Genomic DNA, 25,483 nt, shown 5'->3' on the forward strand with positions numbered 1-25,483 from the left:
CGCCCCCAACGCGCGCTAATGAGCAGGAGATACGTCGATGACTATTGGTGAGCTACCCAAGCAGGACACGAGGCAACCAGAGTTTGCCGGTCCCGACTACACGCTGGCGACGCTACGGGTGAACGGCCACGTTTTCCCGGTGGCGCTGGAACCCCGGGTCAGCCTGCTCGACGCCCTCCGCGAATACCTACGACTCACCGGCACCAAGAAAGGTTGCGATCAGGGCGCGTGCGGTGCCTGCACGGTGTGGGTCGACGGTAAGCGCGAATTGTCCTGCCTCACCTTGGCATTGAGCGTCGAAGGGCGCGAGATCACCACCATCGAGGGCGTCGCGGAGGGGGAGCAGCTGCACCCGGTGCAGCGCGCGTTCATCAGCTGCGACGGCTTCCAGTGCGGGTATTGCACACCGGGACAGATCATGTCGGCGATCAAGTGCATCGAAGAGGGGCACACCGACAGCGACGAGGAGATCGCCGAATGGATGAGCGGCAACATCTGCCGCTGCGCCGCCTACCAGAACATCAGGGACGCGATAAAGAGCGCGCGCGACGAGATGGGTGAGACCCGATGAAGCCCATCGCGTTTGCCCGCGCCGAGACGGTGGATCAGGCGCTCGCCGCCGTCACCGCCCGCCCGAATACCGTATTCCTCGCCGGCGGCACCACTTTGGTGGACATGTTGCGGATCGGCGCGATGGAACCGGACAACGTCGTCGATATCAACCGGCTGCCGCTCACCGACCTGGAGCATCGCCCGGACGGCGGCCTGCGCATCGGCGCGATGGCCCGGATGGGCGAGGTGGCCGCCGATCCCGGTGTCGTCGAACGCTTTCCCTTCCTGTCCATCGCCCTGTGGAAGGGTGCGTCCGCGCAGATCCGCAACATGGCCTCGATGGGCGGCAACCTGATGCAGCGGGTGCGCTGTCCGCAGTTCCGCGACGTCGCGTTCGCCTGCAACAAGCGCGCGCCGGGCAGCGGGTGCGGCGCGCACGAGGGACTGCATCGTGGCAACGCTGTATTGGGCACCAGCGAGCACTGTTTCGCCATGCACCCCTCCGACATGGCCATTCCGCTGACCGCACTCGACGCCGTGGTGCACGTGCAGGGACCGCGCGGCACCAGGGCCATCGCCTTCGACGACTTCTTCCTGTTGCCCGGTGACACACCGCATCTCGAACATCCGATCACCGCCGACGAGCTCATCGTCGGCATCGACGTGCCACCGTTGCCGTTCGCGGTGAACTCGCACTATCTGAAGGTGCGCGACCGCGAATCCTATGAGTTCGCCGCGGCTTCCGCGGCGGTGGCGCTGGATCTGGTGGACGGTGAGATCCGGGATGTGCGGATCGGTCTCGGCGGCGTGGCGACCAAGCCGTGGCGCGCCAAGATGGCCGAGGCGCTGCTGGTCGGCAAGCCCGCGACCAAGGAGAACTTCGCGGCGGCCGCCGCCACCGAGCTCGCCGCCGCCGACGGTCACCCGATGAACGAGTTCAAAATCGAACTGGCACAACGGACCATAGTTCGCACCCTGGGGATCGTCACCGAGCAGATCGCGCAGCGGGGAGGCCGGAAATGAGCACACCCACCGTCCCCAAACTGGTCGGGCAGGGCCTCGATCGCATCGATGGGCACGCCAAGGTCACCGGCGCCGCCCGCTACACCGCCGAGATCCCGATGCCGAACGCCGCCTACGGTGTCATCGTCGGCGCCGAGATCGGCAACGGCACAGTGCGATCCATCGATGTCAGCCGCGCGCTGCGTGCGGGTGCGGTCGCGGTACTGACCCATGCGGATCTGCCGCGCGTCGCGCCGGTGCCGCTGTTGCCGTCCATGTTCGGTCAACCCGCGCCGGGGCAGAGCTTCTTTCCCATGCAGGACAACACCATTCACTACTTCGGTCAGCCGATCGCCGTCGTTGTCGCGGACACCTTCGAGGTCGCGCAGCAGGCCGCCCGGCTGGTCGAGGCCACCTATGACGCGCGGCCCGCGCTGGTGCGCCTTGACGACGGACGCGACGAGCAGTACCTGCCGGACAGCATCTTCGCGGGCCAGATCCCCGCGTCCCAGTCGCGCGGCGACTTCGCGAGTGCGAGCCAGGCCGCCGCGCACACCGTAGACGCGACGTTCCGCTTCGCCGCCAACCACCACAATCCCATCGAATGCTCGGTCACCGCCGCGATGTGGAACGGGGATTCGGTCACCGTCTACGACGCCACCCAGGGCATCGTGGCCAGCCAGCTGACCATCGCGGCGCACCTCGGCATCTCACCGAGCAAGGTGCGCGTCGTCACCGATTATGTCGGCGGCGGGTTCGGCGGCAAAGCCATGATGTGGCCGCACGTGACGCTCGCCCCGCTGATCGCGCGGGAGCTGGGCAGGCCGATCCGGGTGATCCTGAATCGCGAGCAGATGTTCTACGGCACCGGATTACGGGAAGAGCAGGAGCAGCGCGTCACCCTGGTCTGCGACGCCGAGGGCCGGTTCACCGGACTGCGTCACCACAAGCTCTCGGTCACTTCGCATTTCGACGACTGGGCGGAGCCGTCGCTGGAGGTGGCGAGCAAGGCCTACGGGATTCCGCACTGGGAGGGTCAGTATCGGCTGATCAAAGGCAACACGATGACGCCGACATTCATGCGCGGGCCCGGCGAGGCCTCCGGCATGGTCGCCCTGGAATGCGCCATCGATGAGCTAGCCGAACAACTCGGCGCGGACCCGGTGGAACTTCGGCTGCGCAATCATGCCGCCGTCGACCCGGAGAGCGGAAACCCATGGAGCTCAGACGGTTACCCCGAATGCCTGCGGCTGGCGGCCGAGCGCTTCGGCTGGGACGCTCGTAACCAGCTCCCCGGATCGCATACCGACGGGAACTGGCTCGTCGGCTGGGGCGTCGGCACGGCGGGCTACCCGGTGTACGAACCGGGCCAACCGCAGCGAGCCCACGCCCGGTTACGTTCGGACGGCTCGCTCGTCGTGCAGGCCGGGACCCAGGAGTTCGGCACGGGTGTCGCGACCGCCATGTCGCAGGTCGCCTGCGATGCCATGGGCATGCCGTTCGACCGCATCCGCTTCGAGATCGGCAATACCGACTACCCGAACGTCGCGGCCACCGTCGGCTCGATCGGCGCGAGCGCCGTCAGCTCCGCCGTGCACGTCACCTGCTCCCAGTTGCTCGCGCAGCTGATCGAGATCGCGGTCGCCGATATCGACTCACCGCTGCGCGGCCGCACGCCCGACGAGATCGAAGGCGTCGAGGGTGTGCTGCGGCTGACCGACGATCCGTCGGTGTGCGACGCCTACGCGGATGTGCTGGAGCGGAACCATCTTTCGGATATCGAGACGACCGGCAGCTGGCGGCCCGCCACCACCCCGGCGCCGTACGGGAAGATGAGCTTCGGCGCACAGTTCGCGGAGGTCGCCGTCGATCCGGAGCTGGGCGTGATCCGGGTGCGCCGGATGGTCGGCGCCTTCGCACCCGGCCGGGTGCTCAATGCCAAGCTGGCACGCAGTCAGGTACTCGGTGGCCTGAATTGGGGCCTGTCCCAAGCACTTATGGAGGGCTCACTGCCCGACATCCGAGACGGCCGCTGGGCCAATGCGTCGCTGCTGGAGTATCTGCTACCGGTCAACGCGGACGCTCCCGAGGTCGACATCTCCTTCGTGCCGGTCGATGACGCCGTGGTGAACCCGTTGGGCGTCAAGGGAATCGGTGAACTCGGCATGATCGGTGCCGCCGCGGCCATCGTCAACGCCGTGCATCACGCCACCGGCCGCCGGTTCCGCGACATCCCGCTGCGCATCGAACATTTGTTGTGATCGTCCCTACGCATCAACTGATTTCGTATGCGCCGGGGTAATCCCTGGGAGCGGGCTACTTCGCCCGCTGCCGGCCGTCAGCGTCCGTCCGAATGCGCCTAGGAATAATGGATTGGGCCGTTGATGCGGTCGAGGGGGCGGCCGGAGGCGTTGCCGCGCTCGGCGAGGATCTGGGCGGCGATGGAGATCGCGGTCTCGTCGGGGGTGCGTGCGTTGAGGTCAAGGCCCAGTGGGCTTTTCAACCGGGCCAGCTTGCTTTCGGTGACGCCCGCGGCACGCAGGCGTTCGGTGCGCTCGGCGTGGGTACGGCGGGAACCGAGGGCGCCGACGAAGGCGATGTCGTCGATGTCCAGTGCCGCCGCGATGGTCGGTACGTCGAATTTGGTGTCGTGCGTGAGCACGCAGACCACGGTGCGGCGGTCTATGCGGCCCGTCTCGTACTCGGTGCGCAGGTATCGATGCGGCCAATCCACCACGACCTCATGCGCGGCGGGGAAACGCGCGGGGGTGGCGAAGGTTTCGCGGGCATCCACGACGGTGACTCGATACCCGAGTTGGCGACCGGTGCGGCTCAGCGCGCGCACGAAGTCATTGGCACCCGCCAGGATCATCCGCGCGGGGACACCGAAGACCTGCACGAAAACCCGGGGGCGCGGGGAGGCGTCGGCCTCGCATTCGTCGGCACCGACCACGCCACTGCGGCCCGCGGTGAGCAGTGCGACGGCGTCGCGATCGACGTCGTGCCACGCCGCCGTCGAGTCGGTCCGCAACAGCTGCCACTCCGCGGTGGTATCCAGCCTGGTAGCCAGCGCGACGGGCGAGCCATCGGCGATCTGCTGCCGCAACTCGGCCAACATCGCGAGGTGATCCGGCCCCACCTGTTCGACAAAAACCTCGATCTCGCCGCCGCAGGTCAGCCCCACCGCGAGGCCGTCACCGTCGGCATACCCGAACCGGTCGGTCACTGCGTGACCGGTGGTCAGCACCTGACGCGCCGACTCGACGACCGCGGCCTCCACGCAACCACCCGACAGCGATCCGAACACCTCACCCGACGGAGTGACGATCATCGCGGCACCCGGTTCGCGCGGCCCGGGACCGGTCGTATCCACCACCCGCGCCAAGGCAACGGGACCGTGCTCGGCCAGCGTTATCAATTGCTCGAGCATTGCGCGCATAGGCACGGTTCCTCTCTCGAGCGGGCACACCGGAGTAGACCGGTTACCTCGAGCCTAGCTACTCGAAAGCTATTCGGCCGTGCCGCGCGGGTCAGGACTCCTTGGCCTGTTGCGCGGACGCGTGCTCCAACTCCGGCGCGACCAGCCGCTCCGCCGCCTCCTCGGCCGGGGCCTGCTCCTCGGCGAGTCGCGCCTTCAGCGCGGCGACGGTCAACTGCTCAGGCGACCTGGACGGTCGTCGCAGCACCGTGACGATCAGGATGAGCAGGCCGAGCGCCAGTACGGCGCCGCCGACTGTGACGAGCAGATTCATCACTGCCTCCTCAGGTCACGCATCAATCGGTCTCGCGGAGCGCGAGACCGGGTGGGACCGTGCCGGTGCGGAAATAACCGGCGAAGACCTCGGCCGCGTCTTCGGCCGTGAATACCTCGTCCGGAAAGATCCACGGCGCGGACATGCTTTCCGGAACCTGCACACAGATGCCGGGCTCACCGTTGTGGTCGGCGGCGCGGCCGACGGTGCAGCGCTGCGCTACCCCGTCGACGACGGTGCGAAGCTCGAGCACCAGCGCGTCCGCCGAGCCGGTGCAGCGCAGATAGTTCTGCCCGGGGGCGGAGCTGATCGCGGGGCTGATGTCGGCGGAACGCATGGGTGCTGGCAGGCGGGTCAGCTGCACCGAATAGCGGTGGTGGCCGTCCAGCCTGCGCAGCGGGCGCAGGAAGTTGTCGATGGTCTCGCCCGCGCCGATGAACAACTTCAGCCGGTCGCTGTAGGTGACCCGGTGGGTCGTGATGATCGGGTCCGCCGCATCGACAGTCGCGGACTCGGCCTGCTGCGGCCGCACCGTCCGGACAGTGGGCGCGGAACCGGCCGCCGTCGAAAGTTCAACACTCATCGGTGCTCACCTATCACGCATAGTTAACGTCTAGCTATTCAAGCATTGCACCAAGATTTCCCGAGCGGAAGAGGGGAGTGACCCGTGACACAATTTGGTCACGAACCGCATCGCAGACCGCGCGCCGAGCGTCGGCGGGGTGCGCTGGTCAGCGACGGATACCCGGTGCGGGCAAACGGTTTTCGGGGTCGTGCCGATAAACCGGGGTGAGTAGCTCGGCCTCTAGAGGTTCGCCGGTCGCCCGGTCGAACCTGCAGGCCACCAGCACCGAGAACAGGTGGGTGCCCGCGCGTTCGTGCAGGGTGGCCAGCCGGGTGGCGAGCAATCGGATGGCACCCAGCGAGCCCGGCGGGTGCATGCCGTCGATCATCAGCACCGAGCCGCGCCCATCCGGACGCGGCAGTCGAGCCAGGTAGGCGATGTCGTGTGGGTCGGGTCCGCCGGGCCGATAGACCCGGCGCGCGGCCCGGTCCTCGATGCCGCGCCTGGCGTCGCCCGCCCTGGCCACCGCGCGCCGCAGCCGCGGGTCGGCGGCGATCAGCTGACGCACGCTCGGCGAGAGTTCCGGCCCGCCGAGCACGACCAGGCCGTCCCGGTTCAGGTCGACCGGTCGCCCGGGTAGGAAGTGTTCGACCGAGGCGGTGAAGCCGAGCTCGCGGAGCAGCTCGACCAGCCGGTGCGGCGCCGCGGGATCCGGTGCGCCGATCACCCGGCCCGCCCGCACCTCCGGCACCAGCACCGTGAGCGTCCCGTGCCCGAAGAACAGACCCTCCGGCGCCGGACCCTGGGTGCTCACCTGATGGATGCGCGCACGGGAAAGTCCGGCTGCCGCACCGATTCTGGCGAAGGTCCAGCCCTCGGCGTGTAGCTCCCGGATCACCGCACGGCGAATCCTGGTGAGCTCGTTGATGGTCTGCTGGGCCGCAGCCACACCATCGGTGGCCGCTTTGAGTCGCTCGACCTTGTCCTCGATCGCGAAAACGCGCGCCACGTCATCGGCCGACATGTGGGAAGTCTAGACAGCTGGACACGCCAAAGGGTCTAGAACTCTTGACACTGCACCCTTCTCGTGACGCGTTTGCGCCAGCTTTGACGAAACCGCGGTGCGGTCAGGTCGCGTCGGTGTCGATCGGTGGACGTTCGTTGCGCTCTAACGGCTTTTCCAGCTTCGGCATCGGATAATCCGGCATCGCGCCGCCGGTGCCGTAGAGGTCCTTCTTGTCCGGCAGCGCGTCCTCCATGTTGCGGAAGATCGAATCGTCGCCGTTGAGAAGGTGTTTGGTCACCATCGAGCGCGGGGACATACCGCGCAGTTCGTTCAGGTCGGCCAGCGGCTTGCGCAGGTCCTCGAACTCCGGACCGAGCTCGTCGCGCAGCTGCGAGGTCGCGCCGCTGGCGTAGTCGCGCACCTGACGCAGGCTGCGCGTGGTCCAGCGAACCGCGCCGGGCAGTCGCTCCGGTCCGAGGATCACAAGGGCGGCGACGAGCAAGATCATCATCTCGCTCCAGCCGATATTGCTGAACACGTAATCAGGTTACCCGGCGATTGGACAAGGAACTCAGTCGGATTCCAGGGTGACGGGCACGTCCACCTGCCTGCCGTCCCGGATCAACACCACGTTCACCGTGTCGCCGATCTTGCGCGACTGCACCGCGACAACGAGCTCGTCCGGACCGGTCACCTCGCGGTCGCCGACCTTCACGATGACGTCCTTCTCCACGATCCCGGCCTTGGCCGCCGGACCGCCCTGCGTGACGTCGGCGACCTCGGCTCCGGTCATCTGCTCATTCGCCACCGTCTTGCTGCGCAGGCTGAGACCCATGGTCGGGTGGTGGATCGCGCCGTCCCTGATCAGGATCTGCGCCACCTCGGTCACCCGGTCCACCGGGATGGCGAAGCCGAGGCCGACCGAGCCGCCGGTCTCGCTGCGGATGGCGGTATTGATGCCGATGACCCGGCCCTCCATGTCCACCAGCGCGCCACCGGAGTTACCCGGGTTGATCGAGGCGTCGGTCTGCACCGCGTCGATCACCGCGTTCGTGTCGCTGCCCTCGCCCTGCAGTTTCACCGGGCGGTGCTGCGCGCTGACGATGCCGGAGGTGACCGTCCTGCTCAGGCCGAGCGGGGAGCCGATGGCCAGCACCTCGTCACCGACCTGGACGTCATTGGACTTGCCGAGGTTGGCGACGGTGAGGTTCTTCACATCGACCTTGAGCACGGCCAGGTCGGACTTCGGGTCGCGGCCGACGATATGCGCGGGCACCTTGCTGCCGTCGGAGAAGGTGACCTTGATGGCGGCCTTGTTGGTCTTGTCCTGCGCGGCCATCGAGACCACGTGATTGTTCGTGGCGATATAGCCGAGGCCGTCGATCACCACGCCGGAGCCGGTGGCACCGTTGTCGCCGACAATGACGCTGATCGACACGACGGAAGGCAGGACCGCGTTGGCGACCTTGGCGATCTGACTGTGCGGCTGCTCGCCGCCCGCGCTCTGCTCCAGCGTCGCCTTGCGCGAGGTCAGATCGGAGGCCTGTTCGGCGGTCAGCCTGCCGACCAGGCCGCCGAGCACGCCGATGGCGAGCGCGACGAGAGCGAGCAGGGCAAGCGCCTTGGGGGCTACTCGCGAGCCGAACAGGACCTCGCGCGCGCTGAGGCGCCGGGCCTGCGGCAGCGGTTGGGCCTTCGGGGTCGGCACCGCGGGGGCGCCGAGCCTGGCAGCGGAGTCCGGATCACGCCACGGATCGACGGGCCCGGCGACGGTCTCGGCGCCGTTGGCCGCGTCAGGGTCGCGCTGCAGGAGTTCGGTGGAACCTTCCGGGCGCCCGAATGCCTCGGCGAGCACGGTGTCCGGCGGACGGTTCTGCATGTCCTGCCCCGCCACCGGCTGTGCGCCACGGGGGAGCGGCTCGGCAAACGAACCCCGCTGACCTGCGGGCCTGCGGAAAGCGTGCGCGGTGTGGTTGTCGACATGGGGGCGATATACCGGTCGCGGGCCCAATACGGGTGCGTCCGGCGGCCTCAGATTTCCCCTGTCGGCTACCGAATCCGTGGGCCCGCCCTGGACGCGATCCGGGGTCTCGGCCGATCCGGTATTCGTCGATTCCGTCGTCACCCGGCAAACTCTACTTGCGCCACCACGTAGTCCACCGAGTCGCGGCAAATGAATCGGTCAGAAAGCCGAAAACTGCCTCGTTGCGCGGAGTCCCGTTGCTGCCCGAAGTTTGACTCGACGCGGCGCCGGGAAGATCGGCGAGCGGAATTCGGGTCAGGCTGTCGTGCAGCCCGTGCGGAATCGAGATGGGGCCCGACTGGCGCAGCGCGATACGCGCCTGCTGCTGTGCGTCGACCTCGGCCGCGCATTCCGGGCACAGAGAAAGATGTTGGGCGGCACGCAGATAGGCGTTCATCCGCAACTCGCCGTCCACATAGGCCGCGATCGCCTCGCTGGCCAGATGCTCGGTGGGACGGAATCGAGGCGGACGACGACCGGGCGTGCTGGAGTCGCCACTCATTCGGTGCTCACCCTTCCAACCGACATCATTCGAACCGTAGGGCGATGCCGGCTTCGTCCAGCTCACCCGATACTTGCTTCAGCAGCGAGCCGCTGCTCACTTCCATTATGCGCAAGGTAGTCGCGCAGTGCCTGCCGCCCGCGATGAATCCGGCTGCGCACGGTGCCGAGTTTCACGCCGAGCGTAGCGCCGATCTCCTCGTAGGAAAGGCCCTCGATGTCACACAGCACCACCGCGGCGCGGAATTCGGGCGCGAGCGAATCGAGCGCGCGCTGCAGATCCGGGTCGAGGCGAGCGTCGTGATAAGCCTGCTCCGGGTCGGGGCCTTCGGACGGGACCCGGTCGTAATCCTCGGGCAGCGCTTCCATCCGGATGCGGTTGCGGCGACGGACCATGTCGAGAAACAGGTTCGTGGTGATGCGGTGCAACCAGCCCTCGAAGGTGCCCGGCTGGTAGCTGGACAGCGAACGGAAAACCCGGATGAAGGTGTCTTGCGTCAGATCCTCGGCATCCTGGGCGTCGCCGGAAAGACGGTAGGCCAAGCGGTAGACACGGTCGGCGTGTTCGCGAACCAGGTCGTCCCATGACGGCATGGCCGCCCGGTCACCGGTGGCATCGAAGGCAGCGGTACCGGTGAGATCCATGGCCTCTTCAGCGGCGTCGGACTCGATCGGCAGAATCTGCTCTGGCAGGGTGGCGTGCTCACGCGCCGCATCGACCATGTGGATGGGGCTACCTCCTACTAGGGACCGTAAACTCGGAACATAGCTTCGATCCGAAATCTCTTTCGGACCGGAAACCGTTACGTAGGGATACAACCGACAACCTGTCCGTTGTTGTTCCCGTGTCCCGTGTCGAGGCGGTCTGTTGGTCTTGCGTTGCCCCTACTCTTTACTGTCCTGATATGGCCTGGATATGGAGATGCTGAGGGACACCTGAGAAAACTGGCGGGGAGATTGCTCAGCGGCGCGTGGACTTCAGCACGCCGATACCCGCTGCCCAGCATTAACCTCATAGGCGTGGCATCGAATTTGGAGCGAAATCTCGCCTACGTGGAGGAATCCGTCGTAGAAGACGAGATCCTCGTCAGCGCGCGCGAACGGTCCACCGAACTCGGCGCGGTGCCGGTGCCACCGTCGGTGGGGGCGCTGCTCAGCATGTACGCGCAGCTGCTCGACGCCAAAGCCGTGGTCGAGGTCGGTACCGGTGCCGGGATCAGCGGGTTGTGGCTGCTCGACGGCATGCGCGAGGACGGCACGCTGACCACCATCGATTCCGAGCCGGAGCACCAGCGCGCTGCCAAGGAGGCTTTCCGTGCCGCGGAGATTCCGCCTGCGCGCACCCGGCTGATCAACGGCCGCGCGCTGGACGTGCTACCCCGCCTCGCCGACGGCGCCTACGACCTGGTGTTCATCGATGCCGCACCGCTCGAGCACCCGCAATACGTCACCCAGGCGGTGCGCCTGCTGCGTGCGGGTGGCGCGATTCTGTTGCACAACGCGTTGCTCGGCGGGCGGGTACCCGATGCGGCGCAACGTGATCCGGCGACCCAGGCGGTGCGCGCGGCCACCCGCGCGATCGCCGAGGATCCGGAACTCACCAGCGTGCTGATTCCGGTCGGCGACGGTTTGCTCTGCGCCTCGCGTGGTTAGTCGCGGCGCACGCCCCGCCAAATCCGTACCGACATCGCGGTTTCCTTATCCTGCACCGGGTATTCAGGGTGCGGAGGTACCGCAATGCGTGGGCACGAACTGTTCGAAATCGGCCACATCGGCCACACCATCTTCGAAACTCGATCGAGTTGGCTGCGGCCCGCGCTGCTCTTCTTCGGCTTGATCATTGCCGCCGCGGTGATCGCGATGGTGGTGGTGAGTAACGCCGATTTCGATACCGGCCCAGCGAAAGTCACGCCGACGCACGGGTCGTGCGAACCGTTCTGCACGGCGCCGCCCGCGCCGCCCGCGCCCGGTCAGTAGTTTCGGCGCGCGCCGGAGACTCGCCAATTCGCTTGTTGTGCCGGACATTGCGCGGTCCGTTGGTGATACGTCACGGAATATGAAGCCCCGCAATGGATGTACGATGGTCGGTTCGCCTTCGACAGGTCGCGTTCGCAGTGGGGGGCCGAGCACGAGCGCGCACGAAGGCTTGCCGGAACGCTGGCGACCGACCCTGGCGGGGTGGGCCGGTCCCAGCGCCGTTTCGGCCGAGTCGCCGAATACAGCAACAGTGCGGCGATTCGAGGCGCATGCTGCTCAGAGCACATCCGATACCAGATCGGTGCTGCCCCGGGCGGGGGTATGCGGAGAGGTGCGAGCCGAGTGATCTACTACATCTTGAACAACAGCAACAACAACGATGACGACGGGCGCCCGCAGATCCACTGGGGCGGGGCGCTGGTCGCCTTCGCCCTGGTCCTGATGGCCGCGATGCTGGTGGTGTACCTGGTAAGCACCGCCGATTTCGGCCAGCCGTCGCGGTCGACTGTGCCACGCACGCCGGGCCCCTGCGCGCCGTTCTGCCCGGCTACGCCCGCGCCGCCGCTCTGATCGTCTCGTCGTCGACGAGGGCGCGAGCGCGCGACCACTGTGCCGCGACAGCGGCGAGCTGGGTGGCTTCTTCCACCAGATTGGCACCGGCGCAGTGCCGCAGCGCGCAGGTGCCCGCCGGTACGTCGCCACGGGTCTTAGCGGCGCAGGCGCGCACGAGGCGGACCGCGAGATCGAGTGCTTCGCGTTCGGGCCCGGCTCGGACCTTGCCGATCTCCGCGCACAGGTGCGCCGGCGTCGGCGTGGCGTACCTGGCCAAAATGAGCACGCTATCGCGGATCTCGATGACGGTGCGGTGCAGGAAATACCGGCTCCGGTGCGCGGCGACCGGCGTCGAGATGCGATGAACGATCTCGGGACAGGCCGCGGTGAGGTCGAACCACAACGGCAGCAGCCGCTTTCGGCGACGCGACCAGGAATCGAGCCCGGCCCGGTCCAAGAACCAGGACACGACGGAGACCGCGCCGATGCCGAGCAACGGCAGCACCTGGCCGAACACGGCGTTGCCGTCGATGACGATTTGCGCACGCGTCAGCCAACTCTCGTGCCCGAACGACCGCAGGCCCGTGCTGACCAGCGTCAGGCTGAACATCAGGAACACGGTGCACGCGGCCCCGAGAAACAGGGCGTGCAAGGTGCGTTCGCGGTGATCGTGCTGCTTGCGCATCTCGGCCACGCACACCCGGCCGCTGTAGAAGACCATCCAATACGACATCGGCGCCAGCGCTAACCAGAAGCCGAACTGTCCCCACCCCGGTTGCTGATACATCGTCTCCGGGCTCGACCCCTGCGCCGGTCCGCTACAGAGCAGCGCCACCACACAGGACGCGCCCGCCAGCCCATAGACGGCGGTGGCCGACGGCGTCCGGCCGAGCATCGCCGCCGCGAGCAACAGGCTCGCCGCGGCGGTCAGCATGAACCCGATGGCGCCGAACTGGTAGATCAGTCCCGGGCTCAGGTGCCCGCCGGTGAGTGCGCTGAGCTGGTGGCGCAGCGTCGGTTCGTGCGTGGTCAGGATCTCGGTCAGCAAGGCGAGCATCATGTTGATTCGACGGTCGACCAGGGTGGTGCGGAACCGCAGCAGCCGGATGATCAGCAACAGCCAGGACGCCAGCGTGATCGGCAGCGTCACGGCGCTCGGTAGCATCAGCGCGCGCCGCTACCGTTGGAAGATTGCCCGGCCGAGTATGGAACCCGGACGGGGCGCATCGGTTTCGGACATCACCAAGGACGCGAACAGTTCCGCCTGGCTCTCCAGGATGTCGTCGTAGTCGGTGCGGGCCAGCACGCGAAGCACCACGTCGGTGTCGATTTCGGCGAACAACTGCCGCAGCGTTCGATGGCGAGACGTCGGGGACACATAGCCCGCGTGGTCCAGCAGCAGGTGCGCGATCTCGTGCAGCACGATGTGGTCGGTGTGATAGCCGGAGCTCGCGGCATCAAAGGCGACGACGAAACTGTCCGGGCGTTCGATGACCACCCCGCACGGAAAACCCTCGGCCGTCAGATCGGGTTGCGGGAGCAAGGTGATCGGCTTGCCGAGCAAGGTCGCGACATGATCGACGAAGGTCCGCAACCGCCACGGTCGCGGCACCTCGAGCGAAGCGGCCAGCGCGCGAACCTGATTCAGTGCGGGATCGGACCGTGCGCGCCTGACCATAGGTGCTATCTTCCGGGCCGGGCGGCCCCGCTGTCCAATATTTCGCTACACCCAAACACCCTTGCCGACGGTGACGACGCCGCCATTACTGACGGCGAACCGCTCGCGATCGCGCTCAAGGTCGACACCGATGATCTCGCCCTCGCCGACCACCACGTTCTTGTCCAGGATGGCCCGGCGCACCACCGCGCCGCGGCCGATCCGGACACCAGGCATCAGCACACTGCCCTCGACGGTCGCGCCGTCGTCGATCACCACATTGGAACTGAGCACCGAATTGCGGACCGTGGCGGCCGAAAGGATGCTGCCCGCCCCGACGATGCACTCCTGGGCAAGCCCGCCCTGAGCGAACTTCGCGGGCGGCAGGTTCTCGGCGGCGCCGCGAATCGGCCAGTGCCGGTTGTACAGGTTGAAGACGGGGTGCACGGAGACCAAGTCCATGTGCGCGTCGTAGAAGGCGTCGATGGTGCCGACGTCGCGCCAGTAGCCTCGGTCGCGTTCGGTGGCGCCGGGCACCTCGTTGTCGGCGAAGTCGTAGACGCCGGCCTGGCCCGCGGTGACCAGCGCCGGGATGATGTCGCCGCCCATGTCGTGATCGGAGTCGGAGTTGTCGGCGTCGGCCTTGATCGAATCCACCAGCACCTTGGTGGTGAAGACATAGTTGCCCATTGACGCAAAAGTGACATTGGGATCGTCGGGCGTGCCGGGCGGATGCGCGGGCTTCTCCAGGAACTGGGTGATCAGGCCGGATTCGTCGGAGTCGATGCAGCCGAACGCGCTGGCCTCGCTGCGCGGCACCCGGATGCCCGCGACGGTGACGCCCGCGCCGGACTCGATGTGGTGGTTGACCATCTGTTCCGGATCCATCCGGTACACGTGGTCGGCGCCGAAAACCACGATGTAGTCGGGGTCTTCGTCATAGATCAGGTTCAGCGACTGCATGATCGCGTCGGCGCTGCCGGTGTACCAACGCGGCCCGAGCCGCTGCTGCGCGGGCACCGGCGTGATGTATTCGCCCCCGAAACCGGACAGCCGCCAGGTCTGCGAGATGTGCCGATCCAGCGAGTGCGACTTGTACTGGGTGAGCACGCACAAGCGCAGGAAACCCGCGTTGACCAGGTTGCTGAGGACGAAATCGATCAGTCGATACGCGCCGCCGAATGGCACCGCTGGTTTGGCACGATCCGCCGTGAGTGGAAAGAGTCGCTTGCCCTCGCCACCGGCGAGCACGATCCCGAGTACGTGCGGCTGGCTCCTCACACCTGCCAAACTACCGGGTAACCGGCGCGCGAGTGGCCCCAGCGGAGGTGAACGTCTACTTTGAACCTGGTGAGTTTCGGCACGGACACCGGGCGCTCGACGGCGGATTCCGGCGCGCAGGACCGCCTTCGGGTCGCGATGCTGACCCGCGAGTACCCACCGGAGGTATACGGCGGGGCCGGGGTGCATGTGACGCAGTTGACTGCGCAGCTTCGACGACTGTGCGAGGTCACCGTGCATTGCATGGGTGTCGCGCGTACCGATGCCGTAGTGCACCAACCCGATCCGCAGCTCTACGCCGCCAACGCCGCATTGCAGATGATGTCCGCGCAGCTGCGCATGGCCGACGCCGCCGGGCAGGTGGACGTCGTGCACTCACACACCTGGTATACCGGCCTGGCCGGGCACCTCGCGGCCACGCTCTACGGCATCCCACACGTACTCACCGCGCATTCGCTGGAGCCACGACGGCCGTGGAAGGCCGAACAGCTCGGCGGCGGCTATCGGCTGTCCTCGTGGTCGGAACGCAACGCGGTGGAGCACGCGGACGCGATCATCGCGGTGAGCGAGGGCATGCGCCACGACGTGCTCGACGCCTATCCCGCGGTCGACCCGGACCGGGTGCACGTGGTGCACAACGGCATCGACGCGGGCATGTGGTACCCGGGGCCGGTGGCGGCGGGCGCGCGACCGGTGCTCGCCGTGCTCGGGGTGCGGACGGACCGGCCGATGGTGGCGTTCGTCGGGCGGATCACCCGGCAGAAGGGCGTCGGGCATCTGCTGGCCGCGGCCCGCGAGTTCGATCCGGAGATCCAACTGGTGCTGTGCGCGGGCGCGCCGGACACCAAGGAACTGGAGGCGGAGACGGCCGCCGCGGTGGCGGAACTGCAGCGCAGCCGGGGCAACGTGTTCTGGGTGCGCGAGATGCTGCCCACCGAGCAGATCCGGCAGATCCTGGCCGCGGCCACGGTATTCGTCTGCCCGTCGGTGTACGAGCCGCTCGGCATCGTGAATCTGGAGGCGATGGCGTGCGCGACCGCGGTGGTCGCCTCGGATGTCGGTGGCATCCCGGAGGTGGTCGTCGACGGCGGCACCGGGCGGCTGGTGCACTACGACCCGAGTGCGCCCGAGGAGTACGAGCGAGCGTTGGCCGCGGCCATCAACGAGGTCGCCGGTGATCCTGCGCTGGCCGCCGAGTTCGGCGCGGCGGGGCGGGCCCGGGCGATCGCCGAATTCGATTGGTCACAAATCGCCGCACAGACCGTCGGCGTCTACGAACAGGTCCGCAAGTCCTGACCTCACCTACCGCGGCCGAGAGCACCCATCGACGTGAGTCAAATGGTCGCCAAAAGATCTTGTAAAGCGACCTTTTGACTCACGTCGATCGGTTAGCGACTGCTTTCACGTAGGTCGATACCAGGACTGAAGCGGTGACCTCGGTGGTGTCGGCGAGGGTTGCGAGGCGGGGGTCTTCGGCGAGTGTGTGGTGGGCGGAGGGGCCCATGCGGACGATGTTCGCCACGTCGGCTCTCGTGAGTTTCATCGGGTACTCGATCAGGGTGCGATCTGCCGCGGTGAAGTGGCCGGACATGGCTGTGTCGAGCCTGCGATCCTTGTCCGGGTCGACGGTCACCATGCCGAGTGGGCCGATCAGCTCGTGCAGGTGTCGGTTGGTGGGGGTGGTGACGATGAAACTGCCGTGGTCGGTCAGCGCGCGGGCGACCTCGGCGGGGTTGCGTGGTGCGAACACGGAAAGGACGGCGCGTTGGGTGCCGTCGCGGACGGGTAGGCCGCGCCAGGCGTCGGCTAGTACCGATGCGGCCCGTGGATGTGCGCGGGCGCAGCGTTTGGCGGCCGGTTTGGCCACGTCCAGCGCGATGCCCAAAGTCGAAGGGGCGGCGTCGAGCGCACCGGCCAAGTAGTAGCCGGTGCCCGCGCCCACCTCCAGTATGGTGCCGGACGCATGCTTGTCCGGCCCGACCGCTGCTGCTAGCGCCGCGGCGATCGGTGCGAAATGTCGCCCACCTTGAAAGGTGGCGCGCGCGTCCAGCATGGCCGCGGTGTCACCGGTCATTTTGGTGGACGCGCCGGTCAGCAGGCTGACATAGCCCTGCTTGGCTATGTCGAAACTGTGCCCGTGTGCACAGCGCAGTACCCGATCACACGGCTCGAGTTCGAGCGCGCATTCCGGGCAAGCCAGCAGACCGGCCACAGCGGCCAGCGCTGAGGTATCAGCTGGTGACACTCTTCAGTTCGTCGCCGAGCGCCGCGGCCTCGTCCGGCGTGAGTTCGACGACCAAACGCCCGCCACCCTCGAGTGGAACCCGCATGACGATTCCACGCCCTTCCTTGGTTGCCTCGAGGGGACCGTCCCCGGTACGGGGCTTCATGGCCGCCATCCTCTGCTCCCTCCAGATCTGCGCGATATGCTGCGCACTTTCTTGGAACTCCAGTTGTCACCAACCAGCGAGCTCGCCGGCATTTGGCGAGCTACACCTGTCCCATTCTTCCCTATCGCGGATGTGGACGGATACCTGAGTTCAAAAAGTGACCGGTCGGACTGTGTTGGACACGTCGCTACCGACCCAGCAATCGGCCAGGTGATCGTCTACCATCCCGGTCGCCTGCATCAGTGCGTAGGCTGTGGTCGGCCCGACGAAGCGGAACCCGCGCCGCTTCAATTCTTTTGCCAGAGCTACGGATTCGGGTGTGCTGGCGGGCACGTCGGCACCGGTTTTCGGGCGCGGCCGTTGGGCGGGCGCGAACGACCAGAGCAGCGTGTCCAGTCCGATATCGAGTTCGCGTGCGACCCGGGCGTTGCTGATCGCCGCGTCGATTTTCAGCCGGTTGCGCACGATGCCCGGGTCGGCGAGCAGACGCGCCGTGTCGGCCTCGCCGAACTCGGCGACGCGCTCGATGGAGAACTCGGCAAACGCGGCACGGAACGCGGGTCGCTTGCGCAGGATGGTGATCCACGACAGCCCCGACTGGAAGGCCTCGAGACACAGTCGCTCGAACAGGGCGTCGTCGCCGTGTAGCGGCTTGCCCCACTCGAAGTCGTGATAGTCGCGGTACAGCTGGGACTCCAGCGGCCAAGAGCAACGGATCCGGCCGTCGTCCTCGGCGCGGACCAGCGCGGCCGGGCTCACTGCGGTTCCGGTGCGACCGGCGTCTGCCACCGCGCGGCCTGCGCCTCCGCCAATTGGTGCTGCAACTCGTCGATCCTGGCGGCGAGCCTGGCCAGCGACCAGTCCACCTCCGAGGCCTTGTAACCGCGCACCACCTGCTGGAACCGCAGCGACCGGACATCGGCGCCGGAGATCCCCTCGGCGGGCAGCACGGTCGCGGTGGTGCCCTCCGGCAGCGGCCCGAGTTCCTCGGCCCGCCCGAACACCGCACTGGCGAGCAGGAACAGCACCGCGGCAACGAGACCGACGATCAGCACGTACAACAGCAACGTGAGCATGGAACGAGCATATTGCCACCCACCGACAGCCGGCCCGCACAGTCCGCGCGGAAATCGGACTCGGCGTTCACCGGGAATACGCGCAGCTGCGGACTAGCGCCGCGTGGTGTCGATGTTCAACGACATGCCCGCCAGCCCGCGGCGCCGGACGGCCAGCTTGTCGGCGATGTCGAGCAGCGCCTTGCCCGCGGCGGAGTCGGGGGCGCTCAGCACGATCGGCGTGCCTTCGTCGCCCGCTTCCCGCACGGCCTGTTCGATCGGCACCTGTCCGAGCAGCGGTACGTCGGCGCCGACGGCACGGGTCAGGCGATCGGCGACCACCTGACCGCCGCCGGAACCGTAGAGCTCCATCCGGCTGCCGTCGGGCAGGTCGAGCCAGGACATGTTCTCCACCACGCCCGCGATCCGCTGTCTGGTCTGCAGCGCGATCGCGCCCGCGCGCTCGGCCACCTCGGCGGCGGCGATCTGCGGAGTGGTGACGACGAGGATCTCGGCGCCGGGGATCAGCTGGGCGATCGAGATGGCGATGTCGCCGGTGCCCGGCGGCAGGTCGAGCAGCAGCACGTCCAAGTCGCCCCAGAACACGTCGGCGAGGAACTGCTGCAGCGCCCGGTGCAGCATCGGGCCGCGCCACACCACCGGCGTATTGCCCTTGGTGAACTGCGCGATGGAGATCATCTTCACGCCGTGCGCCTGCGGCGGCATGATCATCTTCTCGACCTGGGTCGGCCGGGCGTCGGTGCCGAGCATGCGCGGAATCGAGTGACCGTAGATGTCGGCGTCCAGGATGCCGACCGAGAGCCCGCGCGCGGCCATGGCGGCGGCGAGGTTGACTGTGACGCTGGACTTTCCGACGCCGCCCTTACCGGACGCGACCGCGTACACGCGGGTCATCGAGCCGGGCTGGGCGAACGGGATGACCGGGTCGGCGGAGTCGCCGCGCAGCTGCTTGCGCAGGTTGGTGCGCTGCTCGTCGTTCATCACGTCGAGGTCGACGGTGACCGCGCCGACGCCGGACACGTCGGCGACGGCCTTGGTGACCCGCTGGATGATCTCGGTGCGCAGCGGGCAGCCCGCCGTGGTCAGGTAGATCTCGATGTGGACATTGCTGTCCGGGTTGATCGCGATGCTCTTCACCATGCCGAGTTCGGTGATCGGCTTGCGGATCTCCGGATCGTCGACCTTCGCGAGCGCGCCCCGCACATCCGATTCCGTAACTACTGGCATGGCAGGAATTTTAGGCGTGTCAAATTCTGGGCAGGTCCCCGGCCCGTGGTGCCACGCCATTGGCGTAGGAGGTTTCCCAGGCCATGACATTGGCGACGTAGGCCATCGAGTTGTTGTAGCGCAGGATCGCCTTGGACTGCTGGGCCAGGTCGCGCATGTTCAAACCGCCGTCGCACAGGTACTTTCCGGCGGTCAGTGCCGCGTCGAAGAGGTTCTGTGGATCGGCGATGCCGTCACCGTTGCCGTCGGCGGCATACCGCTTCCAGGTCTGCGGCAGGAACTGCATCGGGCCGATGGCGCGGTCGTAACCGGCCAGGCCGTCCAGCTCGCCGCCGTCGGTGTCCCGAACGACGTTGTTGCCGTACAGGCTTCCGTCGAGCACCGGGCCGTAGACCGCGGTGAGCGGGTTGCCGTCGGCGTCGGCCTTGCCGTACGCGTGCGTGGACTCGACGCGGCCGATCCCGGCGAGCATCGACCACGGCATGGCACAGCCCGGGTTCTCCTCGGCGAGGATGCGTTCGGCGTTCTCATAGGCCGCGACCGCGATGCCGGGAACACCCATCGGTCCGGCGGGCAGTGCCGCGAGCTGCCTGCCATCGGCCAGCGCAACGCTTTTCACCACCGGCGGACCGCTCGGCTTGGCCATCTTGTTGGCTACGAATTCGGTTGTTGCGCCAGGATCTGTCATCAGTGTCGCGGGCTTGGCACCCTGTGCGTCCTGATCGTCCCCCGGAAGGTGCTGTTCCACCGCTGCCGCGGCACTCCCATTTCCCACATTGGACGCGGCGGTGCACGCCATCAGTCCAGCGGGAACCAAACCGGTCAATGCGATAACCGAGCTGCGTTTAACGGTGACAGCTGGTTGTTTTCGGTGACGCCCCACTGTGCGGTGACCCTCCAACGGCTCGATGTGAGCCCTTCGTGATCTGACGAAGAGGAGACTACCGCATCCGAGACCTTTTTGTTACTACTTCGTGACCTGCTTCGAGTGTGGCGTCAGCCCTGGGGGGCGGGCGGCAGCGGAATCACGATGCCGAACGGCAACGTGATGCCCGGCTGCTGGGTCGGCGCCGCGTCCACGGTCGGGGCGGCAGGCTCGACGGAAACCGTCGGCGGGGCTTCCGGTGCCGCTTCCGGCGTCTGTACGGCCTGCTGCCCGGGTGCGGGCGCTTGTTGTGGCTGCGCCTGCTGCTGGGCGGCATCCGGCGGCGTACAGACCGGCGCGACGGGTGCGACCGGCGCGGCATCCTGCTCGGGGTGCGCGGGATCCTTCGGCGCGGCCGCTCCGGCGCCGAAGGTCTGTGCTGGTGCCCCCGGCACGATCGCGGGCGCGACCGGCTCGCCGGGCTGCGGCATCGGGGCCGGAATCACCGCGGGCTCACAGGGATTGAGCGGCTTGGGCGGTGGCGGGCAGAAGATGCCGCACGGGATCGGCGGCAGACCGGGGATGGTGATCATCACCTCGGTCGGCGTCGGTGTGGTCGTGCTGGTCTGCGGCGTCGTCGGGGCCGTCGTGGTCGGCGTGTTGCTGGTGTAGGTCACCGCCGTCATGTCGGGCACCTGGGCGGGCGCGCTGCCCGGCGGGATCAGGTCGGGCGAGATGGTCACCTGGGTCGGCGCGCCGCCGGTGCGGTAGGCCGCCGCCCAGCTGAGCACGTTGGCCGCGTAGGCGGCCGAGTTGTTGTAGCGCAGCACCGCCTGGAGTTCCTGGCCTTGATCGCGCAGGTTCAGCCCGCCCGAGCACAGGTACTTGCCCGCGGCGAGCGCGGCATCGAAGACATTGTTCGGGTCGGCGACACCATCGCCGTTACCGTCCGCGGCGTAATGGGCCCAGGTGCCGGGCAGGAATTGCATCGGGCCGACCGCGCGGACGTAACCGCCGCTGGCCTCCTTGATGATTTCGTTACCGGGCAGCGTGCCGTCGAGCGCGGGGCCGTAGATCGGCGAGACCGTGGTGCCCGCGGCGTCGGTGCGGCCGCCGCCCGCGTGGCCCGATTCGATCCGGCCGATGCCGGCCAGCAGACTCCAGGACAACCCGCAGTCGGGCGTGGAGGATTCCAGCGCGAGTTCGGCGTTGCGATACGCCGCGAGCACGACCTCCGGGATACCGAGCGCGCCGCCGATCAGGGGGAGCGAGATCTCCTGCAGCGGCACCCGTCCGGCGAACGGCGCCGAGCCGTCGGACGGTGTCATTGCCCGGAGTTTGCGGGGAGATTCCTGGGTGACCGGAAGGAGACCAACTGTCTTAGACAGTCCGGTCTCGCTCGACTTACCCGAGCCGGCCGCGGACCCGGCGGCATTCGTCGAGGCGGCCAGCAAAGCTTCCGGTGCGGTGGGCGCGCCGGCCGGGGAGGAGGGATCAGAGGCTGAGCCGGAGGCGACCAGACCGGCTACGACCAGGGCCGAGACGGTTATCGGAGCAGATATACGCATTCAGCCACACCAATCCTCTACGTCGTGTGAGCGGCTATCTGGGACATCCCCTTCCCGGCGCCGCTCGGGACAACGCTGTCCAGGTTACCCACCAGTCAGGTAGTTGTTCGGTATTTCCGGTCAATCGTCAGCTACAGCCGGTGAAACCGGGGCTGGCGCCTGCTTTCGGCCGGAACTCTTCTTGCGTTGCGGCGTGCTGGTGCCCGCGCCCTCGATCCGATCGAGTATCTCCTTCATCTCCTCCAATTCCCTGCGCAAATAGTCGCGAGTCGCGACTTCGCCGACCGCGATCCGCAGTGCTGCGAGTTCGCGGGCGAGAAACTCGGTGTCCGCCTTGGTCTGGGCGGCCCGCATCCGGTCCTCCTCCAGCGCGACCCGGTCGCGGTTGTCCTGCCGGTTCTGCGCGAGCAGGATCAATGGCGCGGCGTAGGCGGCCTGGGTAGAGAACGCCAGATTCAACAGAATGAACGGATATGGATCCCAGCGCAACGCGATGACGCCGACATTCAACGCGATCCAAACGATGACGATGATCGTCTGTATGGCCAGGTAGCGGCCGGTGCCGAGGAATCGGGCGACGCGTTCGCTGCTGCGCGCGAGCGCGTCCGCGTCCCAATCGATGCGGAACCGGGACTCGACCGGCGTCTCCAGCCGCTGCCGCGCGCCGCCGACTTTGTCAATCATGCCCAGCTATCCCTTCGTGTAGCTCTTCCTGATCGCGCCAGTCATCGGGTAGCAAATGGTCGAGCACGTCGTCGACGCTGACCGCGCCGAGCAGATGGTTCTCCTCATCGACCACCGGGCCGCAGACCAGGTTGTACGTCGCGAAATAGCGGGTCACGGCGGCCAGCGGGACGTCGGCACGCAGCGGGGCCAGACCCGCGTCGAGGATGCCGCCGACCAGATTGGCCGGCGGTTCCCGCAGCAGCCGCTGAATGTGCACCGAGCCGAGATACCGGCCGGTGGGGGTCGAGGTCGGCGGCCGGACCACGAACACCATGGAGGCCAGCGCAGGCGTCAGATCGGGGTTGCGCACCCGGGCCAGCGCCTCGGCGACCGTGGTGGACGGCGTGAGGATCACCGGCTTCGGCGTCATCAGGCCGCCCGCGCTGTACGGGGAATGCTCGAGCAGCCTGCGGACCGGTTCGGACTCCTCCGGATCCATCAGCGCGAGCAGCGATTCGGCCTCGCCCACCGGCAGCTCGCCGAGCAGGTCGGCGGCGTCGTCGGGATCCATCGCCTCCAGCACGTCGGCGGCGCGCCGCACCTCCAGATGACCGAGCAGATCGACCTGCTCGTCGTCGGGCAGCTCCTGCACCACATCGGCGAGCCGCTCGTCGTCGAGCGCGACCGCCACCTCCAGGCGGCGTTTCTCCGGCAGCTCGCGCAGCAGGTGCGCGACGTCGGCGGCGCGCAATCCCTCGTACTGCTCGAGCAGCTGGGTGACCTCCTGGCCAGGCCGGTCGATGTCGGTCGGGGTCAGCCCGGTGACATGGATCCAATCCACCACGTGCACGGTGCGGCGGCGCCCGATCCGGCGGTGTCCGCGCACCGCGACCCTGGTCACCCGCCAATCCCTGGTGCGGGCCTGTTCCATGCCGAGATCGACCACGACGACATCCACGCCGACGAGGTCGGGCAGGTCCGGATCCTCCACGCGCACCGAGGAATCCACGATCTGCGCCAGTGCGAGCATCTCGCCGGGTCGCTGGGTGAATCGGCGCAGGCTCACCGTCCCGGTGTTCAGCGTCACCACGCCGGGCTCGATCGCGGTGACCCGCAGGATGGGCACGAAAATGCGCCGCCGCGTGGGTAATTCGACGACGAGGCCGTGAATGCGGGGCTGTTGTCGGTCGTACCGGATGGCCACGACGACATCACGGACCCGGCCGATAGACTCGCCGTCCGGTCCCAACACCACCAGGCCGGCCAGCCTGGCGACGTACACCCTGGTAGCTGCCATGCTTGCCAGGCTAGAGGTTCGCGGGCGGGTGTCAGTACCACGCCACGATCGATGGGAGTGATCTTGAAGCCGCGCCGCTCGGTGCTCGCCTGTCCCGGCAGCAATATCAAAATGATCGAAAAGGCCAAGGGCCTGCCCGTCGACGAGGTGTTTCTCGACCTGGAGGACGCTGTCGCACCGCCCGCCAAGGCCGAGGCGCGAGCGAATATCGTGGCGGCGCTCAACGATTCCGACTGGGGATCACAATTGCGGGTGGTCCGCGTCAACGACTGGACCACCCAGTGGACCTACACGGACGTGATCACCATCGTCGAGGGCGCGGGCAACGCGCTGGACGCCATCCTGCTGCCGAAGGTGACCGACGCGGGTCAGGTGCGCGCGCTGGATCTGCTGCTCACCCAGTTGGAGAAGGCGACCGGACTCGAGGTCGGCCGGATCGGCATCGAGCCGCAGCTGGAAAACGCGTTGGGACTGCGCAACATCGACGAGATCGCCACCGCGAGCCCGCGCGTGCAGGCGCTGGTGTTCGGCCCCGCGGACTTCATGGCCAGCATCAACATGCGCACCCTGGTGGTCGGCGAACAGCCGGAGGGCTACGACACCGGTGATGCTTATCACCACATCCTGATGACCATCCTGCTCACCGCTCGCGCGCACGGCCTGCAGGCGATCGACGGACCGTACCTGCAGATTCGCGACGTGGACGGTTTCCGGCGGGCCGCCGGGCGCACCGCCGCGCTCGGTTTCGACGGCAAGTGGGTGCTGCATCCCGGCCAGATCGAGGCCGCCAACGAGATATTCAGCCCGCGTCAGTCCGACTACGATCGGGCCGAGCTGATCCTGGACGCGTACGCCTTCCACACCTCGGCCGAGGGCGGCGCCCGCGGTGCGGTCATGCTCGGCGACGAAATGATCGATGAGGCCAGTGCGAAAATGGCTCAGGTGATCGCGGAAAAGGGCCGGGCCGCGGCAATGACGCGAACCACGCGTTTCACGCCCCCGGAAAACCGGCCGAAATAGCAGAATAGAGACATGACGAATCCCTTGGGGAACTCGAATCGCGCTCGGCAGGCCCTGCCGACGCCGCCGTCCGGCTGGCCGGTCGGTTCCTATCCCACCTACGCCGAGGCGCAGAAGGCCGTCGACTACCTGGCCGACGGGCAGTTCCCGGTGCAGGACGTGACCATCGTCGGCGTCGACCTCATGCAGGTCGAGCGGGTCCTCTACCGGCTGACGTGGGGCAAGGTCATCGGCGGCGGTGTGGTGAGCGGCGCCTGGCTCGGCCTGTTCCTCGGCTTGCTGCTGAGCCTGTTCACCACCAGCGGTGCGCTCGGTCCGCTGCTGGTGGGCCTGGTCGGCGGCGTCATCTTCGGCGTCATCTCCACCTCGATCCCGTACGCGGCGACCAAGGGGCAGCGCGACTTCGCGTCCACCATGCAGCTGGTGGCCGGGCGTTACGACGTGCTGTGCGACCCGAAGTCCGCGGAACAGGCGCGGGACATGCTTGCGCGGCTGGCCATCTGACG

General features: G+C 67.5%; 29 protein-coding genes. 9 read left to right on the top strand and 20 right to left on the bottom strand.

Features of this window, described 5'->3' with window-relative positions; all coding sequences use genetic code 11:
- Positions 1–37: 37 nt before the first annotated feature.
- The 3 genes from ACIA8C_RS02805 to ACIA8C_RS02815 are packed head-to-tail and all read left to right on the top strand — an operon-like array spanning position 38 to position 3,815.
- Positions 38–571, top strand: a complete 534-nt coding sequence (locus ACIA8C_RS02805; protein ID WP_397130518.1) for a (2Fe-2S)-binding protein — start codon at positions 38–40, stop codon at positions 569–571.
- Positions 568–1,575, top strand: a complete 1,008-nt coding sequence (locus ACIA8C_RS02810; RefSeq protein ID WP_397130519.1) for an FAD binding domain-containing protein — start codon at positions 568–570, stop codon at positions 1,573–1,575. Before ACIA8C_RS02805 ends, ACIA8C_RS02810 begins: the two co-directional genes overlap by 4 nt.
- The gene (locus ACIA8C_RS02815; RefSeq protein WP_397130520.1) at positions 1,572–3,815 is read left to right on the top strand and encodes a xanthine dehydrogenase family protein molybdopterin-binding subunit; all 2,244 of its coding nucleotides are present in this window, start codon (positions 1,572–1,574) and stop codon (positions 3,813–3,815) included. The genes ACIA8C_RS02810 and ACIA8C_RS02815 overlap by 4 nt, the downstream gene beginning before the upstream one ends.
- Before the next feature lie 98 nt (positions 3,816–3,913).
- Here the strand turns inward: ACIA8C_RS02815 and ACIA8C_RS02820 are convergent, their stop codons facing one another.
- The 8 genes from ACIA8C_RS02820 to sigE form a co-directional block, all read right to left on the bottom strand.
- Positions 3,914–4,993 (bottom strand): XdhC family protein, encoded by a 1,080-nt coding sequence (locus ACIA8C_RS02820; RefSeq protein WP_397130521.1) that lies wholly within the window; start codon positions 4,991–4,993, stop codon positions 3,914–3,916.
- 91 nt (positions 4,994–5,084) lie between these two features.
- The gene (locus ACIA8C_RS02825) at positions 5,085–5,306 is read right to left on the bottom strand and encodes a hypothetical protein (protein ID WP_397130522.1); all 222 of its coding nucleotides are present in this window, start codon (positions 5,304–5,306) and stop codon (positions 5,085–5,087) included.
- A 22-nt stretch (positions 5,307–5,328) separates the two neighbouring features.
- The gene (locus ACIA8C_RS02830; protein WP_396994025.1) at positions 5,329–5,889 is read right to left on the bottom strand and encodes a hypothetical protein; all 561 of its coding nucleotides are present in this window, start codon (positions 5,887–5,889) and stop codon (positions 5,329–5,331) included.
- Positions 5,890–6,037: 148 nt separating this feature from the next.
- Positions 6,038–6,895 (bottom strand): hypothetical protein, encoded by an 858-nt coding sequence (locus ACIA8C_RS02835; protein WP_396994024.1) that lies wholly within the window; start codon positions 6,893–6,895, stop codon positions 6,038–6,040.
- A 103-nt stretch (positions 6,896–6,998) separates the two neighbouring features.
- Complete coding sequence (tatB, locus tag ACIA8C_RS02840) at positions 6,999–7,415, bottom strand: Sec-independent protein translocase protein TatB (RefSeq protein ID WP_357381040.1); 417 nt, start codon at positions 7,413–7,415, stop codon at positions 6,999–7,001.
- Between the two features lie 33 nt (positions 7,416–7,448).
- Positions 7,449–9,002 (bottom strand): trypsin-like peptidase domain-containing protein, encoded by a 1,554-nt coding sequence (locus ACIA8C_RS02845; RefSeq protein WP_397130523.1) that lies wholly within the window; start codon positions 9,000–9,002, stop codon positions 7,449–7,451.
- Between the two features lie 10 nt (positions 9,003–9,012).
- On the bottom strand, positions 9,013–9,402 hold the full coding sequence (locus ACIA8C_RS02850) for a hypothetical protein (RefSeq protein WP_397130524.1): 390 nt from the start codon (positions 9,400–9,402) through the stop codon (positions 9,013–9,015).
- Positions 9,403–9,464: 62 nt separating this feature from the next.
- A complete protein-coding gene (sigE, locus tag ACIA8C_RS02855; RefSeq protein ID WP_397130525.1) occupies positions 9,465–10,124 on the bottom strand; it encodes an RNA polymerase sigma factor SigE in 660 nt (219 codons plus the stop codon).
- A gap of 297 nt (positions 10,125–10,421) precedes the next feature.
- Here sigE and ACIA8C_RS02860 point away from each other — a divergent pair, with 297 nt between their 5' ends.
- The 3 genes from ACIA8C_RS02860 (at position 10,422) to ACIA8C_RS02870 (ending at position 11,948) form a co-directional block, all read left to right on the top strand.
- The gene (locus ACIA8C_RS02860; RefSeq protein WP_379280751.1) at positions 10,422–11,054 is read left to right on the top strand and encodes an O-methyltransferase; all 633 of its coding nucleotides are present in this window, start codon (positions 10,422–10,424) and stop codon (positions 11,052–11,054) included.
- Between the two features lie 84 nt (positions 11,055–11,138).
- Entirely contained in the window at positions 11,139–11,378 is a 240-nt protein-coding gene (locus ACIA8C_RS02865) for a hypothetical protein (protein WP_397130526.1), read from the top strand.
- A 342-nt stretch (positions 11,379–11,720) separates the two neighbouring features.
- Positions 11,721–11,948 (top strand): hypothetical protein, encoded by a 228-nt coding sequence (locus tag ACIA8C_RS02870; protein ID WP_397130527.1) that lies wholly within the window; start codon positions 11,721–11,723, stop codon positions 11,946–11,948.
- Here ACIA8C_RS02870 and ACIA8C_RS02875 read toward each other — a convergent pair.
- From ACIA8C_RS02875 to glgC, 3 genes are read right to left on the bottom strand one after another with little or no spacing between them, the layout of a single operon-like run.
- A complete protein-coding gene (locus tag ACIA8C_RS02875; protein WP_397130528.1) occupies positions 11,926–13,080 on the bottom strand; it encodes a DUF6545 domain-containing protein in 1,155 nt (384 codons plus the stop codon). The two genes, ACIA8C_RS02870 and ACIA8C_RS02875, sit on opposite strands and share 23 nt — an antisense overlap.
- Positions 13,081–13,107: 27 nt before the next feature.
- Entirely contained in the window at positions 13,108–13,608 is a 501-nt protein-coding gene (locus tag ACIA8C_RS02880) for a hypothetical protein (protein ID WP_397130529.1), read from the bottom strand.
- 45 nt (positions 13,609–13,653) lie between these two features.
- Positions 13,654–14,868 (bottom strand): glucose-1-phosphate adenylyltransferase, encoded by a 1,215-nt coding sequence (glgC, locus tag ACIA8C_RS02885; protein WP_396994015.1) that lies wholly within the window; start codon positions 14,866–14,868, stop codon positions 13,654–13,656.
- A gap of 138 nt (positions 14,869–15,006) precedes the next feature.
- Here glgC and glgA point away from each other — a divergent pair, with 138 nt between their 5' ends.
- Positions 15,007–16,164: a glycogen synthase gene (gene glgA / locus ACIA8C_RS02890; RefSeq protein WP_397130745.1), complete on the top strand. Its 1,158-nt coding sequence runs from the start codon at positions 15,007–15,009 to the stop codon at positions 16,162–16,164.
- Between the two features lie 79 nt (positions 16,165–16,243).
- Here glgA and ACIA8C_RS02895 read toward each other — a convergent pair whose 3' ends face one another.
- From ACIA8C_RS02895 to ACIA8C_RS02935, 9 genes are all read right to left on the bottom strand, one after another.
- Positions 16,244–17,113 (bottom strand): putative RNA methyltransferase, encoded by an 870-nt coding sequence (locus ACIA8C_RS02895; RefSeq protein ID WP_397130530.1) that lies wholly within the window; start codon positions 17,111–17,113, stop codon positions 16,244–16,246.
- Positions 17,100–17,267, bottom strand: a complete 168-nt coding sequence (locus ACIA8C_RS02900) for a DUF3117 domain-containing protein (RefSeq protein ID WP_011211259.1) — start codon at positions 17,265–17,267, stop codon at positions 17,100–17,102. Before ACIA8C_RS02900 ends, ACIA8C_RS02895 begins: the two co-directional genes overlap by 14 nt.
- A 141-nt stretch (positions 17,268–17,408) precedes the next feature.
- The gene (locus ACIA8C_RS02905; protein WP_397130746.1) at positions 17,409–18,002 is read right to left on the bottom strand and encodes a DNA-3-methyladenine glycosylase I; all 594 of its coding nucleotides are present in this window, start codon (positions 18,000–18,002) and stop codon (positions 17,409–17,411) included.
- 11 nt (positions 18,003–18,013) lie between these two features.
- Positions 18,014–18,334 carry a DivIVA domain-containing protein gene (locus ACIA8C_RS02910; RefSeq protein WP_396994013.1) on the bottom strand — a complete coding sequence of 107 codons (321 nt, stop codon included), beginning with the start codon at positions 18,332–18,334 and terminating at the stop codon, positions 18,014–18,016.
- A 93-nt stretch (positions 18,335–18,427) separates the two neighbouring features.
- Entirely contained in the window at positions 18,428–19,561 is a 1,134-nt protein-coding gene (locus ACIA8C_RS02915) for an Mrp/NBP35 family ATP-binding protein (RefSeq protein ID WP_396994012.1), read from the bottom strand.
- A gap of 19 nt (positions 19,562–19,580) precedes the next feature.
- The gene (locus ACIA8C_RS02920) at positions 19,581–20,444 is read right to left on the bottom strand and encodes a lytic transglycosylase domain-containing protein (protein ID WP_396994011.1); all 864 of its coding nucleotides are present in this window, start codon (positions 20,442–20,444) and stop codon (positions 19,581–19,583) included.
- 113 nt (positions 20,445–20,557) lie between these two features.
- Positions 20,558–21,754: a lytic murein transglycosylase gene (locus tag ACIA8C_RS02925; RefSeq protein ID WP_397130531.1), complete on the bottom strand. Its 1,197-nt coding sequence runs from the start codon at positions 21,752–21,754 to the stop codon at positions 20,558–20,560.
- Positions 21,755–22,114: 360 nt separating this feature from the next.
- Positions 22,115–22,678 carry a DUF1003 domain-containing protein gene (locus tag ACIA8C_RS02930; protein WP_396994009.1) on the bottom strand — a complete coding sequence of 188 codons (564 nt, stop codon included), beginning with the start codon at positions 22,676–22,678 and terminating at the stop codon, positions 22,115–22,117.
- Positions 22,671–23,957: a magnesium transporter MgtE N-terminal domain-containing protein gene (locus tag ACIA8C_RS02935; RefSeq protein ID WP_396994008.1), complete on the bottom strand. Its 1,287-nt coding sequence runs from the start codon at positions 23,955–23,957 to the stop codon at positions 22,671–22,673. The genes ACIA8C_RS02930 and ACIA8C_RS02935 overlap by 8 nt, the downstream gene beginning before the upstream one ends.
- A 51-nt stretch (positions 23,958–24,008) precedes the next feature.
- On the opposite strand from ACIA8C_RS02935, the gene ACIA8C_RS02940 reads away from it, so the two are divergent.
- Together ACIA8C_RS02940 and ACIA8C_RS02945 are read left to right on the top strand one after the other, a co-directional pair.
- Positions 24,009–24,977 carry an HpcH/HpaI aldolase/citrate lyase family protein gene (locus ACIA8C_RS02940; protein ID WP_397130532.1) on the top strand — a complete coding sequence of 323 codons (969 nt, stop codon included), beginning with the start codon at positions 24,009–24,011 and terminating at the stop codon, positions 24,975–24,977.
- A gap of 12 nt (positions 24,978–24,989) precedes the next feature.
- Complete coding sequence (locus ACIA8C_RS02945; protein WP_396994006.1) at positions 24,990–25,481, top strand: general stress protein; 492 nt, start codon at positions 24,990–24,992, stop codon at positions 25,479–25,481.
- The last annotated feature ends 2 nt before the right edge of the window (positions 25,482–25,483 follow it).

Source organism: Nocardia sp. NPDC051321 (assembly GCF_044455225.1).
Taxonomy (GTDB): Bacteria; Actinomycetota; Actinomycetes; order Mycobacteriales; family Mycobacteriaceae; genus Nocardia.